The sequence below is a fragment of the Micromonospora sonneratiae genome (genome assembly GCF_042679305.1).
GTDB lineage: Bacteria > Actinomycetota > Actinomycetes > Mycobacteriales > Micromonosporaceae > Micromonospora_H > Micromonospora_H sonneratiae.
In genome coordinates this window covers 25,328-40,673 of the sequence record NZ_JBHTMP010000060.1, presented here as the reverse complement: position 1 = coordinate 40,673, position 15,346 = coordinate 25,328, and the positions used below count along the sequence as shown (strand labels likewise).

At 68.8% G+C, this 15,346-nt stretch carries 12 protein-coding genes; 2 read left to right on the top strand and 10 right to left on the bottom strand.

Annotation, left to right across the window (positions count from 1 at the left end):
- Positions 1-180 precede the first annotated feature (180 nt).
- Positions 181-1,551: a M28 family peptidase gene (locus ACFQ4H_RS27750; protein ID WP_377576252.1), complete on the bottom strand. Its 1,371-nt coding sequence runs from the start codon at positions 1,549-1,551 to the stop codon at positions 181-183.
- Between the two features lie 790 nt (positions 1,552-2,341).
- Here ACFQ4H_RS27750 and ACFQ4H_RS27745 point away from each other — a divergent pair.
- On the top strand, positions 2,342-4,438 hold the full coding sequence (locus tag ACFQ4H_RS27745) for a PQQ-dependent sugar dehydrogenase (RefSeq protein ID WP_377576249.1): 2,097 nt from the start codon (positions 2,342-2,344) through the stop codon (positions 4,436-4,438).
- Positions 4,439-4,555: 117 nt separating this feature from the next.
- On the opposite strand, the gene ACFQ4H_RS27740 is transcribed toward ACFQ4H_RS27745, so the two are convergent.
- From ACFQ4H_RS27740 to ACFQ4H_RS27730, 3 genes are read right to left on the bottom strand one after another with little or no spacing between them, the layout of a single operon-like run.
- On the bottom strand, positions 4,556-5,374 hold the full coding sequence (locus tag ACFQ4H_RS27740; protein WP_377576247.1) for a sulfite exporter TauE/SafE family protein: 819 nt from the start codon (positions 5,372-5,374) through the stop codon (positions 4,556-4,558).
- On the bottom strand, positions 5,371-5,721 hold the full coding sequence (locus tag ACFQ4H_RS27735; protein ID WP_377576244.1) for a rhodanese-like domain-containing protein: 351 nt from the start codon (positions 5,719-5,721) through the stop codon (positions 5,371-5,373). The genes ACFQ4H_RS27740 and ACFQ4H_RS27735 overlap by 4 nt, the downstream gene beginning before the upstream one ends.
- Positions 5,718-6,548 carry a GntR family transcriptional regulator gene (locus tag ACFQ4H_RS27730; RefSeq protein WP_377576241.1) on the bottom strand — a complete coding sequence of 277 codons (831 nt, stop codon included), beginning with the start codon at positions 6,546-6,548 and terminating at the stop codon, positions 5,718-5,720. Before ACFQ4H_RS27730 ends, ACFQ4H_RS27735 begins: the two co-directional genes overlap by 4 nt.
- Before the next feature lie 284 nt (positions 6,549-6,832).
- Here ACFQ4H_RS27730 and ACFQ4H_RS27725 point away from each other — a divergent pair, with 284 nt between their 5' ends.
- A complete protein-coding gene (locus ACFQ4H_RS27725) occupies positions 6,833-8,038 on the top strand; it encodes an NAD(P)/FAD-dependent oxidoreductase (protein WP_377576238.1) in 1,206 nt (401 codons plus the stop codon).
- A gap of 746 nt (positions 8,039-8,784) precedes the next feature.
- Here ACFQ4H_RS27725 and ACFQ4H_RS27720 read toward each other — a convergent pair.
- The 6 genes from ACFQ4H_RS27720 to ACFQ4H_RS27695 all read right to left on the bottom strand — a co-directional run bounded on the left by ACFQ4H_RS27720 (position 8,785) and on the right by ACFQ4H_RS27695 (position 15,289).
- A complete protein-coding gene (locus ACFQ4H_RS27720) occupies positions 8,785-9,936 on the bottom strand; it encodes a scyllo-inosamine-4-phosphate amidinotransferase (RefSeq protein ID WP_377576235.1) in 1,152 nt (383 codons plus the stop codon).
- 112 nt (positions 9,937-10,048) lie between these two features.
- Positions 10,049-10,570, bottom strand: coding sequence for a MaoC family dehydratase (locus tag ACFQ4H_RS27715; RefSeq protein WP_377576257.1), 522 nt, complete (start codon positions 10,568-10,570; stop codon positions 10,049-10,051).
- A 26-nt stretch (positions 10,571-10,596) separates the two neighbouring features.
- Positions 10,597-11,832 carry an 8-amino-7-oxononanoate synthase family protein gene (locus ACFQ4H_RS27710; RefSeq protein ID WP_377576232.1) on the bottom strand — a complete coding sequence of 412 codons (1,236 nt, stop codon included), beginning with the start codon at positions 11,830-11,832 and terminating at the stop codon, positions 10,597-10,599.
- 198 nt (positions 11,833-12,030) lie between these two features.
- Positions 12,031-12,876, bottom strand: a complete 846-nt coding sequence (locus ACFQ4H_RS27705) for an HpcH/HpaI aldolase/citrate lyase family protein (RefSeq protein ID WP_377576229.1) — start codon at positions 12,874-12,876, stop codon at positions 12,031-12,033.
- Between the two features lie 75 nt (positions 12,877-12,951).
- Positions 12,952-13,917 carry a quinone oxidoreductase family protein gene (locus ACFQ4H_RS27700; protein WP_377576226.1) on the bottom strand — a complete coding sequence of 322 codons (966 nt, stop codon included), beginning with the start codon at positions 13,915-13,917 and terminating at the stop codon, positions 12,952-12,954.
- Between the two features lie 37 nt (positions 13,918-13,954).
- The gene (locus ACFQ4H_RS27695) at positions 13,955-15,289 is read right to left on the bottom strand and encodes a preATP grasp domain-containing protein (protein ID WP_377576223.1); all 1,335 of its coding nucleotides are present in this window, start codon (positions 15,287-15,289) and stop codon (positions 13,955-13,957) included.
- Between the last annotated feature and the right edge of the window lie 57 nt (positions 15,290-15,346).

The window sequence follows — 15,346 nt, the reverse complement described above, 5'->3', positions numbered from 1 at the left end:
CCGGCCAGACCATCACCCTCAGGTTCACCGCCGTCGAAGACATCTCGCTACAGACCTCGTTCGTCGTCGACGACACCGCACTCGACATCTCCTGACCACCGCCAGGAGCCGTGCTGGAGCAGAACAGGTGAGGGCGGTCCGGTCCGGACCGCCCTCACCCCTGTCTCCCTCCCCAGGAAGTCAGCCAGCCTGAATCGTCACGTCGTCCAGCACGAAACTGGTCTGCAGGCTGTAGTCCTCGGTGCCGGTGAAGGTCAGCGTGATCTGCTGACCGGCGTAGGAGCCGAGGTTGAGGCTACGCTCGACGTAACCCGCTGCGGCGTTCAGGTTCGACAGCGTGGTCAGCACGGTGTTGTTCACCTTGACGGTGAACTTGTCGTACTGCGTGACCTGGGTGGTCTCCGCCGTGTCGATGTGCAACCAGTAGCGCAACGTCACGCTGGTGCACCCGGCCGGGATGGTGACCGTCTGGTTCAGCGTCTCGGTGGAGGAGCTACCGTTGCCGGACAGCCAGGCGAACCGCGTACCGGAATGTGGGGTCTGACCAGCGGGGCTACCGATGGCGCCGGTGGTGCCGGTCCACGGCGAGGTCCCGTTCTCGAAGCCGCCGTTGACGATCAACTGCCCACCGTTGCAGCCGCCGGTGCCGGTGACCGTGAGCGTGTAGGTGGTGGTACGGGTGACGACTCCCGTTCCGACGATCGTGATCTGATACGTCCCGGGTGTCGCGGTCGAGCCGACCGAGAGCGTCGCCGTCGAGGACTGGCCGGACTGCACCGACGCCGGGGTGAACGTCACGGTCACGCCGCTCGGCGCACCGGTCGCCGAAAGGGCCACCGACTGGGCCGAGCCGTTGGTGATCGCCGTCGACACCGTGGTGGTCGTCGACTGGCCCTGCTGGACGCTGCCGGATGCGGGGCTCACCGCCATCGAGAAGTCGTCCGGTACCGGTGTGGCGGCGACGGCGAGGTTCCAGATGGCGTACGCGACCCCGTCCGCGCTGCGGTTCAGCCCGGTGGCGTTGATGTTGCTGGTGGTGTCGCAGGCGCGGTGGTAGCAGGGGTCGTAGGAGGAGTTGGCGGTGCCGCCCCACTTGGTGGCCTGGGCCGTGGTCTTACGGGCCCCCGCACCCATGGCGTACCCCGAGGTGGGGATGCCGGCCTGCTGGAACGAGTAGTCGTCCGAACGCCCCTGCCCCTCGACGTTCTCCTCGGGTTGCAGGTTGAGCGAGTCCCAGTACGCCTTCAGCGGTGCCGCGGTGGTCGAGGTGATGCGGTTGATGAAGTATCCCCCGTTGGTGGAGGCGACCATGTCGAAGTTGTAGTAGCCCTTGATGTAGCTCTTCTGGGTCGCGCTGAGCGAGCGGACGTAGAAGTCCGATCCGTTCAGTCCCTGTTCCTCATCGGTCCACCAGGCGAACCGGACCCGTTTGGTCATCGTCGGATTCCGCTGCGCCAACACCAGCGCGTTCTCCAGGAGGGTGGCCGACCCGGAGCCGTTGTCGTTGATGCCGGGGCCGGCCGAAACGCCGTCCAGGTGCGCACCGAACATGACGACCTGGTCGGCCGGGCCGCCGGGCCACTCGGCGATGAGGTTGTTGGAACGGTAGGTGCAGTCGGTAGTCCTGCTCGGTCACCGTGTAGCCGGCCTGCTGCAGCTTGCCCTTGACGTATGCCACCGAGGCGGTGTAGCCGCTGCTACCGGCCCGTCGGTGGCCACCGTTCTGCGATGCGATGGTGTTGAACTGTGTCAGGTGCGCCTGGACGTTCGCCACGTCGATGTCCGGCGGCGCGTCGGCGACGGCGACCGCAGGTCCGACCGGTCCCGATCGGGCTGTCGGAACGGCCGTGGCCGATTGGGCGGGCACCACCATCGCGCCGATCACGGCCAGGGCTACCCCGGCCGGCATCGCTCTGCGTCTCATCTGGGTCTCCTTGGGGGTTACGGAGGATGGGCGCGGTCACCAGGACCGTTGGCCGATTCGTGAAGAGTGGTTTCCCGGCGTCACTTCGATGCCCGCCAAACATCGAGACATTCTCATGCAATGATTTACTCGTCAACTGGTCGCCATCCATCCGACGACAGCCGGCAATATCTGGCAAGGCGCCACAGACAAGCCCACCGGACCGACAACGACCGACCAAAAGGGCGAATCAGGAGCAGTACGGAACTGGTTGATTGCCGACTGTGATGCCGTGCTTACCGGGACATCGGTTCCAATGGTCCTGCGCAGGCATCGCACTGCCCTGCGAGATCACCCCGCCCGGCGGATTTCCACAACCGTTGCCGAGATCGGAGTCGCCTAGTGTGCATCCTGACCCGTAGCGTCCGCAGATCCGTGATGACTGCCATCGTCATGGCGACCGCACTGGCCCTACCGCTGACGGCCATCGGCCCCACCCGGGCCGCCGGGTCCGCGCCGGCCACCACGCCCGATCAGATCGCCGACCCGGTCCGGGACCCGATTCCCGAAGTGCCGGGCCAGAGCCGCCTCGGGCTCGTGCTCTCCGAACACACGTCCTTCCCGAAGTCCGAGCCGACACCGGCACCGGTCGACGGCCGGCTGGTGCGCCAGGCCCGGATCAACACCCTGATGGAGGTCCCCGACGGCTCCCACCGTCAGGCCGTACCCGACCTCAACGGCAACCTCTACCTCGTGAAGGACGGCGTACCGTACGTCTACCTCGACGTGGCCGCACAGTTCGCGCCGCAGTTCTTCTCCGGCCGTGGTCTCGGCCAGGGCTTCGGTTACGTGGCCTTCCACCCCGACTTCGCCAACAACGGCAAGTTCTACACGGTGCACACCGAACGGGCGTCACTGGCCCCCGAGGTGCCGGACTGGTCACAGACCAACACCGTGTACCACGGTGTGATCACCGAGTGGACGGCGACCGACCCGGCCGCCGACACCTTCACCGGCACCAACCGCGAGGTGCTGCGCATCGGTTTCGGTGGCCAGATCCACGGCATTCAGGAGATCGGCTTCAACCCGACGGCCAGGAAACGCCATGCCGACTACGGGCTGCTCTACATCGCCGTCGGCGACGGGGGCCAGGGGTTCCGCAACACCGATCCGCAGAACCTGACCGTACCGCACGGCAAGCTGCTGCGGATCGACCCGACCGGCAGTGGTTCCACCAACGGCAGGTACGGCATCCCGCCGACGAACCCGTTCGTCGGCGGCACCAACGCGCTCCACGAGATCTACGCACTGGGCCTGCGGGACCCCCACCGGTTCAGCTGGGACCGACTGACCGGCAGGATGTACCTGGGCCACATCGGCGAGCACGCCATCGAGGCGATCTACGAGGTACGGGCCGGCGACAACTTCGGCTGGAGCGAGCGCGAGGGCAACTTCGTCTTCGACCGGACCACGGCCAACCCCTGTGACAAGCTGCGACCGTTGCCGCCCGACGATGAGCGGTACGGCTACACCTACCCGGTCGCCGCCTACGACCATGACCCCGCCCCTGGATGGAACTGCACCTCGGACGTTGGCGTCGCGGTGGCCGGCGGGTTCGTCTACCGTGGCCGGAACCTACCGGCGCTGCGCGGCAAGTACCTCTTCGGTGACCTCGTCGACGGCCGGGTGTTCTACACCGAGGTCGGGCAGATGCGCCGTGGGGAGGAACCGGCACCGGTGCACCGACTGTCGCTGTTCGACGCTGCTGGCAATCCGGTACGGATGCAGGATCTCTCCGGTGTTGGCGCACCGGGCGACCGGAACCGGGTCGACCTGCGGTTCGGCACCGACGCGCAGGGAGAGGTCTATGTCCTCGCCAAGGCGAACGGCAGGATCTGGAAGGTGACCGGCACGAAGGAGTTCGCCACAGGGACCGTGGGCCACACCCGGGTCCCGGGCGCGTTGCGTCCCGCCAACTGGGCCCCGGTCACCCCGGCGAAGTGGCGCTTCACCGGCAAGGAGGTCGTCCTGACGGAGGCCGGCCAGCCCCGGCCCGGCCCACGCCGACCGTTCGAGTACGCGGTGCTCACCGCCGGCCCCAGGCTCGGGGCGGTCGAGATCAGGGCCGAGGTACGGATCGACACTCCGGTCCAGGTGACCGACCGCGACGTGGTCATCATCTTCGGCTACCAGTCCGACACGCAGTTCTACTACGTGCACCTCTCCACGGACAACACGATCCTGCCGCACAACGGGATCTTCAAGGTCGACAACGCCGACCGGGAACGGATCGACTACCAGTGGAACGGCCGCTCCCGGGGTGCGCCACCGGCCATCGTGGACGCGGACTGGCACTCCGTACGGATCAGGCACCTGCCGGCGACCGGCGAGATCGCTGTCTACCTCAACGGGGCCAAGGACCCCTTGATGACGGCGAGGGACCACACCTTCACCGCCGGCCGGGTCGGTTTCGGGTCGTTCGACAACATCGGTCGGTTGCGTGGCCTCGCCGTCCGGGGTACGCCGGCGGTCTGAACGACAACCAGCCACCGGACCGATCGGCAGGTTCGCCGTACCAGCCGTCACCCGTCGTCGGGACAGGCGACACGGCCCGTCCCAACGACGACACGGTCAGCTACCCGTACCGGTGGATCAGTGCGGATGAAGAACGGTGTTCCCGACGGTGTAGGCGGCGACCGCAAGGATCAACACGGCGAACGCCCGGGTGCTCACGGCGGCCGGCAGCCGGTCGGCGACGCGCTTTCCCGCCAGGGTGCCGACCATCGCCGCCAGGGTGAACGGAACCAGGAGCGCCCAGTCGAAGTGTGCCGTACCGACGCGGGCGGCCAGCGACGCCGCCGAATTGATCACGATGATGAGCAACGAGGTCCCGACAGCGGCCGGCATCGGCAGCCCGATGGCCAGGACGAGGGCGGGAACGATGATGAACCCGCCACCGACACCGAGCAGACCGGTGAGGAAGCCGACCGCCGTACCGATCAGGACGACCTTGACGGTGGCCAGGGTGGGGGCGCGGGTGGTCACAGCCGTCGGCCCGGCCGGTCCGGCCACGACCGGAGATTCCTCCGGAACGGATTCGCCGTCGCTGCGGGCACGGGAGTTCAGCAGCATACCGGTCGCGGCGAGGGCCATGAAAGCGGCGAAGACCAGCAGTAGGAGGTCCGGATCGACGTGCTGGTTGACGATGCTGCCGAGAAGTGCGGCGGCCGTGCCGGCAGCGCCGAAGGCGAGGCCGGTGCGCCAGCGTACGTTGCCGGAGCGGGCATGGCTCAGGACCCCGACGATGGAGGTGAGTCCGACGATGAAGAGGCTGCTGGTGGTGGCCTCCCCGGCCGGCTGGCCGAGCAGGTAGACCAGTGCCGGCACGGTGAGGACCGCACCGCCACCGCCCAGCGCGCCGAGGACCGCACCGATCACCACGCCGAGAGCGAGGCCGGCGAAGATCGTCACGCCACGATCCCGGGCCGTCCCTGGTCGTCGCGCACGGGCAGGTCCGCAGCGGCCCAGGCCTGCATGCCACCGGCAAGGTTGCGGGCCGACCGGCCGGCGGCACGCAACTCGTCGACGGCTCGCCCGGAACGTCGTCCGGACCGGCACACCGCGATGATGTCACGCCCGGCGGGTAGCGCCGCCGGATCCAACTCACCCAGCGGGACGTGGATGGCTGCTGGCGCGTGGCCGGCCGCCCACTCGTCGGGCTCACGGACGTCGACCAGGAGGGCACCTCGGCCGACCAGGTGATGGGCGGTCACCGGGTCGAGGTCGGCGCTGTCCGGGTTCGGGCTGCCGATGGTCATGGGCGGGGAGTTCCTGTCCGGTTGTAGGGGCGACGGCGGGGTCTCGGCGGCGCGGTGACGTCCAACCGGTAGCCGGAACGGCCGGAGAAGGCGGCGGTGACAGCGAACCGGTCACCGCGGACGAGGGTGTGCCGCCACTCGGTCGGCCGCCCGTGGTGGTGCGCGAGACGGTCGATGGCGAAGGCGGCCACCCCGTCGGGGATTTCCAGCAGTCGCTGCTCGGCAGGGGTGGGCAGCACCGCGCGGATCGTCTCCTCGCCGCCGGTGAGGCGGATCGAGCAGCGTTCGGCGAGTTCGTCGTAGAGCGCGGTGTGGGTGAAGTCGACGTGCAGCAACGGCGCGGCCGACTGCGCCGGCAGCCAGACCCGGTCCACAGCCAGTGGTTCCTCGTCGGCCAGGCGTAGCCGTTCCAGGTGCAGCAGCGGGGTGGACTCCTCCAGCCCGAGCCGCGCGGCGACGACCCCGTCGGCACGGATGTCGAGAATCCGTACCACGCTGCGCTGATGCTGGCCGGCGGCCTCCACCGAGGCGAACAGGCTGTAGAGGGCGCCGATCGGCTGGGTGATCTCCACAGCACCCGCCACCCTCGGCGGTCGGCCGCGTTCGGCCACGACGATCCCGTCGTCGCGCAGTCGACGCAACGCCTCACGGATCGTGTGACGACTCACCGCGTACTCGGTGACCAGGGCGTGTTCCCCCGGGAAGACGTCGGTGAACTCGCCGGCGTCGAGCCGACGGCGCAGATCGACGTGGATCTGCGCCCACAGTGGCAGGGCACTGCTGCGATCCACCGGCCGCGCTCCGCAGGTGGATGCCGTTGTCTTCATCGATCATCCTGTTCGTCTTGCCGTATCGTCAATCGGGCAATAATGTACGGACATTCGAACACGTCGGCAAGCGCGGCGCCGACGGTGGCGGCCGATCCCGCTATCTGGGAAGGCAGGGCTCCATGAACTCGCCAGCCCGGTGAGCATCCGGGCAAGACGTCGTTTACATCGATGACGAGTACGACCCGGCAGTGCGTACCGGGATGACGACCGGCGAACGGTCACCGCCCGCAGACGGCGTGGCGGCGGCAGCGCCGGCCCGACCATGATCATCGGAGGCAACCATGACCCGCCACGCTTCGCATCACCGGATCGTCATCGTGGGCGGCGGCAGCGCCGGCATCACGGTCGCCGCCCGGCTCCGCCGCGCCGGCACCGCGGACATAACCGTGATAGAGCCGTCGGACACCCACTACTACCAGCCGCTCTGGACGCTGGTCGGGGGCGGGCGGGCCCCGATCAGGCAGAGCGCCCGGCCGCAGGCTTCGGTCATTCCCAAGGGGGTCGGCTGGACCCGGGACTCCGCCGTGGCCATCGACCCGGACCGGCACACGGTCACCACCGCCGGTGGCCACGTCATCGGCTACGACCAACTGGTCGTCTGCCCCGGCATCCAACTGGACTGGAACCGGGTTCCCGGCCTGGCCGAAGCCATGCACACCCCGTACGCCTCGAGCAACTACGCCTACCACCTCGCCCCGAAGACCTGGCAACTGATCCAGGGCCTCCGCTCCGGTACGGCGGTGTTCACGATGCCCGCCGGGCCGATCAAGTGCGCCGGTGCACCGCAGAAGATCGCCTATCTGGCCGCCGACCACTGGCGGCGGCAGGGCGTACTCGGCCGGATCAGGATCGTGCTCGTCCTGCCCACCCCGGCGATGTTCGGCGTGCAGGAGTTCGCCCACGAACTCGAACGGGTCGCCGCCCGGTACGGCATCGAGGTACGCAAGAGCAGTGAACTCGTGCAGGTGGACGCGACCGGCCGGCAGGCCGTGATCGTCGATCACGCCGCGGGCACCAAGGACGTACTCGACTACGACCTGCTGCACGTCGTACCGCCACAGTCCGCCCCGGACTGGCTCAAGGCCACCCCGCTGGCCGACCCGGAGAACCCCGCCGGGTACGTCCAGGTCGACAAGCACACCATGCGGCACACCCGCTACCCGGACGTGTTCGCCCTCGGCGACGCCGGTTCCACCCCCAATTCGAAGACCGGCGCGGCCATCCGGAAACAGGCACCCGTCGTGGTCGAGAACCTGCTGGCCGCCGTACAGGGACTTCCCCTGCCGGCCAGCTACGACGGGTACGCGTCCTGTCCACTGACCACCGCCCGGAACAAGATGCTGCTGGCCGAGTTCGACTACACGATGCGTCCCACACCGAGCCTCCCGTTCATCGACACCACCCGGGAACGGCGCGACATGTGGCTGCTCAAGCGGTACGGCCTGCCGGCGCTCTACTGGCACCTGATGCTGAAGGGCCTCGCCTGACCTGGCCCGCACCCGGGCCGCCGACATCGCTGGTGGTGGCGTTGGGCTGCTCCTGCCGCGGACCCGACTGACCGGCTGTCCTCACGAGGCACGCGACCACCCACATGACATCCAGGACTCCGGGTGCCGGTCAGGGCACGGGCTGGGAACAGCATCCCTGCCGGGCTGGCGACGCAGCCGTGACCTCGGCGCGGACCAAACGCGGATCAGGCTCGGATCACCGGGACCGGCTCAGAACGGAACCCGGTCGGTGTGCGCGGTGGCAACGGCCGCTCCGGTCCGGCGCAGTATCCGCAGCCACCTCCGTCCGACGGGCACGGCTGGCTCTGTCGACGGGGCTGAGCCGTTCTCAGCCGGATCCCCGGTGGTAGCGGGTCGATCGGGCTGCCGGGCGGGCGTCGGGTTGGCACGTGGAACGGTCATCGAAGGTCCTCGGTTCGCAAGGTCGTCGGCCGGGAGACGGCGCCGCAGCCGACGGACCGGGATCCGGTCAGCCGGTGGCGACGCCGCGACGACAGAGCCGGTCGTCGACCGACAAAGCCGTAACCGCGATCAGGCACACCGTGAAGATGTCCCGAACCGGAGCGGGAACCGAAGTCACCAGACAAGGTGACCACCTGGCGGGCCACCTCGCAACCCGGTCCCACGGTGCGGCACCCCACTCCCGCACCAGACCACCGCCGAAGAGGCCCGATTCCGGCGGGGTCCGGCTGACCGCACCCCGCCGGAATCGGCATCCACCCTCGTCAGTCGAGGTAGTTCTCCGGCCCACCGTCCCGAACCGTGTCCAGGGTGACGCAGTGGAAACCGCCCCCGAGGACCCGCGCGTGGCGTAGCCGGTGCGGCAGTACGGTGATGCCCCGACGCTCGAGCGTGGCGATCAACTCCGGCTGTTCGGCGTCGACGATCGCATGGTCCTGGTCGACCATGAGCAGGTTCATGCTGATCCAGGATTCACTCAGCGTGTACGGCAGCGCCGTCGGTCGTTCTTCGAGGGCCGGACACCACAGCACGTCCCACCCCCGCAACGGCTCAGGGATCCCGTCCGGCTTGATCCGCTCCGGGTTGAGCAGTACCAGGCCGGGACGCAGCAGGGCGATGGTGCTGTCGATGTGGGTGTAGCCGTACACCCCGCGCAGCGGGTGCACCCGCAGGTCGTCCCTGATCAGCCGCAGGGTCGACGTCAGCCAACGCAGTCCGAGTTCGTTACCGCTGCGGGACACCTGGTAGAAGATGTCTCGACCGAGCCGGAGCACGTTGGCCGCGTCGAAGACCGGTTCGGCCTCCCCGAGGTCGGGCAGGCCGTCCGGGTCGACCTCGAACAGTTCGTCGCGCAACTGCGGCCTGGGCGCGGCCAACCAGTGTGCGCCCCGGAGCAGATAGTCCTGGAAAAGCTGGCGCATCCCGAACAGTTCGAAGTAGCGCGCCCGCATGGGGCTGGCGGTCTCGATGATGGTGGACCCGATGACCAGGGTGAGGTCCCGGGGGCAGTACGAGGCCAGTCCGACGCTGCGCCAGTCCGGGGACCGGAACTCAACGCTGTGGTCGGGGGCGGACGGTTGATGCACCGTGACGCCCAGCCCGCGCAGCGTCGCGATCAGGATGGCCAGGTCCTCGTTCGTCTCGTCGATCACATGCTTCGGGAACTGACCGACCTCGACCGCCTTCAACTCGGCGGCGGTCAGCCTGGGGTAGCAGTTCAACCAGGCCGATCGATCGGCCTGGTCCGGGATCCGGGCGTGGGTGGCGTCACCGACTACGACCTCCCGGAGGGTGGTGAACTCGTCCCAGGAGTTGACCACCGGACGGTCGGCCCCGGTTGTCGGTACGGCCGGCCCAGGCCGGCCGTCCGGAGTCGCCGGCCGGGGCATCGATCCGACGATCTGACCTGTGGTCATGCTGGTCTCCTCTGGTGACGGGACGGTCGGGATGGCTCGGAAGTCGGGGCGGGACAGGGCACGTCGACTCCTCGGAACATGGGCCCTGACATACGGTGACCGGCTCGGTACGTCAGTACCCGGTCCGGTCGTCGGTGCCGTTGTCGGAGGTCGGCACGAGGAAGCTCCGGTCGAAGGTGAGCACGACCTCGCCGGTCGACTTGATCCCTGTCGTCCGGGAGGTCACGATGCCCTCGCCCGGCCGGCTCCTGGAGAGCCGTTTGGCGAGGACCTCGCTCTGGGCGTAGAGCGTGTCGCCGGCGAAGACCGGGGTGGTCAGCCGGATGCGGTCCCAGCCGAGATTCGCGATGCCCCGGCCGCTCGTGCTCCGTACCGCCATGCCACCGACGATGCTCAGGGTGACCAGGCTGGAGACCAGGGTCCGCTGCCACGGGGTGTGTTCGCAGAACGCGGCGTCGATGTGCAGCGGTGAGTTGTTCATGCTCAACGCACTCATCAGGACGTTGTCCATCTCCGTCACGGTCCGACCGGGCCGGTGTTCGACCACCATCCCCACGGCGAACTCCTCGTAGTAGAAACCGATCAGTTCCCGGTACCGGTGTTCGCCGATCCGGCGGTATCCGGTGGGCTCCATCTCCTCCACGGCTCTCCTCCCGGGCGTCAGCGGACAGCGGTGAGTTCTTCGACATGTCCGGCGAACTCGGCGAGCTGCTCCCGCTCGATGTCGGCGCGGATCATGATCCGGATCCCCGCCTCGCCCTTCGGCACGATCGGGAAGAAGACCGCGGAGCTGTAGAAACCGCGACGGTAGAGTTCGGCCGACAGTTGGACGGCCCGATCGGAGTCGCCGACGGTGATCCGGCGGACCGGCAGTCCGTTACCCGCGAAGGATGTCGGCAGCAGCTCGTCGAAGTAGTCGACGTTGCTCCGCAGCCTGCGCTGCAACTCGCCGAGTTCCGCCGAGCGGTGGATGGCAGCGCTGGCCAGCGAGGCACCCACCAGGGGCACCGCCATGTTCTGCGACCATCCCACGGGTCCCGCGTGCCGGGCCAGGAAGCTGTGCATCCTGGCCGACCCGAGCATGGCAACCCCGCCGCCGGTGCCGAAGCCCTTCCCCAGGCTGGTGACGACCACGGTGAGCGGATTCATGGTGAGCCGTGACCGGACGAACCCCTCGCCCCGCTCACCCATGATCGACAGCGAGTGCGAGTCGTCGATGTAGAGGAACAAACCGTAGCGGTCCTGCAACTCCAACAGGCCGTCCAGCGCCGCTGCACCCCCCATCGAGTAGGCCCCGTCAGCGACGTAGGCGACCCGGGGGTACCTGCGGCAGACGTCCTCCAGGAAGTTGAGATCGTTGTGGTCGCAGGTGAGGACCGTGGTCTCGTCCGCGCAGATGGGCTTGACGTACGACATGCAGAAGTGGCAGAAGCGGTCGAAGACCATGACCCGGGGACCGCCACCGTCGAGGTGCCCCGAGGCGACCAGCGGCAGGATGCCAGCGGTCAACGCGCTGCACGAGGCACCGGGCAGGACGTGGGCGCCGAACAGGTCGCCGAGTTCGTCCTCCAGTCGGGCCAGGAGGTTGTGCCGGATGCGGGTGGTGGAGACCACCAACCAGGTGGTTCCGGCCTCCCGCAGCGCATCCATCGCTCCCTCGATGACGGCGGGATGGTAGTTGAGCCCCAGATAGGCGCAGGAACACATGTTGACGAACTCGTGGCCGGTCTCCCGTACGACGAGCCGGTTGTTCGACTCCGCGTCGACGTGGATGCCGATCAGCCCGTGGTCGGCTGCTGCCTGCCAGACCGGATCGGCCGTACGGATCATCTTTTCGCCGTTGCGGTAGCGGCGTGGCCCGACGATGCTCTGCTCTACATCCGCGTTGGTGGTCATGGGCTCCCCTGTTGACGATGGACGAAACGGGAGGAATGGGCCGGTGTATGCGCAGCGGTCCGGTCGCCGGGCGGCGACCACGGCGGTCGGGTGGTGGCACCGGATCTCGCGGTGCTCACCGTGCCGCTGTCCACCCGGACGGCGGGCGACTGCGCAGACGTGGTGCGGTCGGCGACCGCACAGACGTGGTACGGCGGATCAGCGTGACGGGCCGAACTCGTCGAGCAGCCGTCGGGACGCCTCGAAGAACGGCCGGCCGACCATCGACCCGTCGACGACGGTTACCCCCTGGCCGTTCTCCTGCGCGGCGGAGACGACCCGACGGGCCCGCTCCAGCAGCTCGGAGCCGGGCGAGAAGATCTCGTTGATCACGGACACCTGGCGGGGGTTGAGCGCGACCTTGCCGCTGAAGCCCAACTCCCGGGCCATGGTCGCCTCGTACTCGAGTCTGGACAGGTCCGCCAGTTCGAACGTCGGTGAGTCGATCACGTCGATATCGGCGGACCGGGCCGCGTTCACGATCCGGGCACGCGCGTACACCAGCGGCTCCCAGGACATCCCGGATCCGAGCGAGAACGAGTAGTCCGCCGCACCGAAGACCAGGGCACGCAGCCGTCGGGACGTGGTCGCGATCTCGGTGACGTTCTCCACTCCCCGAGGGGTCTCGATGACGGCGAACAGCGCGACGTCCGGGCAGCTCTGGCTCAACAACTGCTCGACTATCTCGATGTCACGCGGTGCCTCCACCTTCGGGACCACCACGATGGCCGGCTTCACCGGATAGCTGCGCAGCGCCAGCAGATCGCGCAGCCCGTCCGGCTCGGTGACCCCGTTGACCCGTACGGCGCACCGGGTGGTCGAGGCGGACGGCGCGGAGAAGAATGTCTCGGCCTTGATCCGGGCCTCCTCCTTCTGCGCCGGCGGCACGGAATCCTCCAGATCGACCTGGCAGATGTCGGCACCGGTCTGATGGGACTTGACGTACCACTCGACCGAGGTCGCGGGGGTGCACAGCATGGATCGGCAGTACCGGGTGTACTTCATGCGGTCTCCCTTTCGGGACGGCGCTGATACGACACGTTCGGGTATGCGGTCGGGTCCATGGGCGGGCGGTGATGCTCAGCGAGCCGGGGTCGTCACCTCCCGGTTCACGTCGATGAGGATCTTGCCGATCGTGGCGCGAGCGGCCATCGCGGCGTGTGCGGCACCGATCTCGTCGAGCGCGACGATCCGGTCGACCTGAGCGACCAGGTCGCCCCGGACGGCGAGTTCGAAGAGCCGATCGACGATCGCGCAGAGCAGTTCCCGGTTGTCGACGACATGTCGCATCCAGAAACCGGCACAGCCGACGGACCGCTCGGCCAGTTCCTCGGTGGTCACCTCGTCCGGACGCCCCCGCCAGCCGATGCAGACCAGTCGACCAAACGGGGCCAGTCCGAGCAGCGCCGACCGCAGCACCCCGGCACCGACCGAGTCGACGAACAGGTCGACCCCACCGCCGGAGGCGGCCCGCAGCTGGTCAACGAGATCCGGGGCGGCCGGGTCCAGCGCCACGTCGGCACCGAGCCGTTCGACAAACCTCCGCTTGTCGGCTGTGGAGGCGAGACCGACGACCCGACCGGCACCCTGGAGCCGGGCCAGTTGGATCGCGAGGTGGCCGACCCCACCCGCCGCCGCGGACACGGCCACGCTCTCGCCGGGCTGGAGCCGACCAGCCAGGACCAGCGCCCCGTACGCGGTGCTGCCCTGTTCCAGCAGCGCGGCGGCCTGACCGTCATCCACCTCGGCGGGAACCTCCACCGTGTACGCGTCGACGGCCGCGGCGACCTGCGCGTACCCGCCGCCCTCGCGCAGCAGGGCCGCCACCCGACGCCCGTCGCCACGGCGACGACCGACCGCGTCCAGGCCCAGCCGCGCGGGCAGCGGCACCGGATGCCGTCCGCTGCGGAACTCCAGGTCCTCGTAGTTGACACCGGCCAGCGACACGTCGATCAGACTCTCGCCGACACCGGGCACCGGATCGGGTACGTCCTCCACCCGGAGCACTTCCGGGCCGCCGGTACGGCGCAGCAACACCGCTCTCATCTGCCCGACCGTCCGGTCCCGGTCGCCACGATCCCCGTCACGCCGACGCACCGGTCAGCAGGTCCGCGAGCCGGCGCTCGTAGTTGCGTACGGATGCCAGGTCCTCGGCGACCACGCAGTACACGACGCTGCCGTCGGTCGGCAGGTAGCCCGAGGTGAGGATGACGCCGGTCCGGGTGGCCGGGTCGTAGGCGAGGCCGGCGGCGGTGAGCTGTTCGAGCCCTCCGGTGAACGACGGCACCGCCCAGCCTCCGCGTTCCATGATGACCCGACGGTCCCGGTAGCCGTCGCCGAGGAGGCGACCACCGACGACCGTGTGCAGGTGGGTGGAGCCGGTGATCCGACCGTTGGTCTCGGTGAAGACGATCTCTCCGTCCGGGGTCAGGATGGCGTCGGTGCTGATGTTGCCCCGGTACCCCAGTACCCGGATCGGCTCACACAACCGACGACCGGCGGCAACGAGCCGGTCCCGCACGTCCGGGCCGATCGACTGGGCCGGGACGATCTCACCGACGGCCACCGGTTCCATCAGGATCTCCCCGACACCGACGAGGTCGATGCCGTCGTCACCGATGACGAACTCGGCGTAGACCGTGGTGGACTCGGCGAAGTAGCGCTCCACCACCAGCCGGTGGTCCCGACCGCCGGTGAGCCACGCCCACCGCTGCGCCACGTAGCGGTGGACGCTCGGACCGTCCGGTAGGACGACGACGTGTTGCGCGCCGGCGGGACGTACCCCGGCGACGCGGGTGACGATCTCGTTGCCGAAGCCGCCGCCGTGGAACTCCTGTTTGACCATGACGTCGTGGCCCCGGCCCAGGAGCGCGTTGATCGCGTCCTCCGCCTGCTCCGGACGGGTGACCACGCCGCCCGGGGCGGTCGGTACGTCGGCACCGGCGGCAACCGCCCGGAAGGCCGCCTTACTGTTGATCAGTGCGTCGCCGGCCTGGGCACTGAACCGGTGCCCGGGCAGCGCGTTCTCGATGCCGACGGCTGTGGCCAGGTCGGCGATGGCCGCGTCCTTGTAGACGGCCAGGACCCGGTCGACCGGCCGGGCGGCCAGCACCGTACGCAGTTCGTCCTGGAAGCCCCGGTCCCCCAACCGGTCCGGGGTCAGTATGTCCCCGCCGAGAAGACCCGGCGGTGGTACCAGAATCGTCAGGGTTTCCGGCCGGGTGCCGGTCAGGGTGGTGACATATTCCAGATAGGCGTCCTCCGGTTTGCCGGGCAGTACCAGGATGTCGCCGTCCCCAGCGAACCAGATCATGCGCTGGGCGGCACACCCGCCGGCAACCAGCGCGTCCGCGGACAGTGTCGTCAGGTCGCCCACCATCTCGTCGGTACGGCTATTGCCAACGAGCAACATCGTCATTACGACCTCCACTTGCTTGACCGGGCGATCGGGTGGGTCGGCCGGTCCGTACCGGAC

Coding starts and splice junctions, on each gene's coding strand:
- ACFQ4H_RS27750 (WP_377576252.1), bottom strand. CDS start 1,551: ATGTTCGGTGCGCACCTGGACGGCGTTTCGGCCGGCCCCGGCATCAAC.
- ACFQ4H_RS27745 (WP_377576249.1), top strand. CDS start 2,342: ATGACTGCCATCGTCATGGCGACCGCACTGGCCCTACCGCTGACGGCC.
- ACFQ4H_RS27735 (WP_377576244.1), bottom strand. CDS start 5,721: ATGACCATCGGCAGCCCGAACCCGGACAGCGCCGACCTCGACCCGGTG.
- ACFQ4H_RS27730 (WP_377576241.1), bottom strand. CDS start 6,548: ATGAAGACAACGGCATCCACCTGCGGAGCGCGGCCGGTGGATCGCAGC.
- ACFQ4H_RS27725 (WP_377576238.1), top strand. CDS start 6,833: ATGACCCGCCACGCTTCGCATCACCGGATCGTCATCGTGGGCGGCGGC.
- ACFQ4H_RS27720 (WP_377576235.1), bottom strand. CDS start 9,936: ATGACCACAGGTCAGATCGTCGGATCGATGCCCCGGCCGGCGACTCCG.
- ACFQ4H_RS27715 (WP_377576257.1), bottom strand. CDS start 10,570: ATGGAGCCCACCGGATACCGCCGGATCGGCGAACACCGGTACCGGGAA.
- ACFQ4H_RS27710 (WP_377576232.1), bottom strand. CDS start 11,832: ATGACCACCAACGCGGATGTAGAGCAGAGCATCGTCGGGCCACGCCGC.
- ACFQ4H_RS27705 (WP_377576229.1), bottom strand. CDS start 12,876: ATGAAGTACACCCGGTACTGCCGATCCATGCTGTGCACCCCCGCGACC.
- ACFQ4H_RS27700 (WP_377576226.1), bottom strand. CDS start 13,917: ATGAGAGCGGTGTTGCTGCGCCGTACCGGCGGCCCGGAAGTGCTCCGG.
- ACFQ4H_RS27695 (WP_377576223.1), bottom strand. CDS start 15,289: ATGACGATGTTGCTCGTTGGCAATAGCCGTACCGACGAGATGGTGGGC.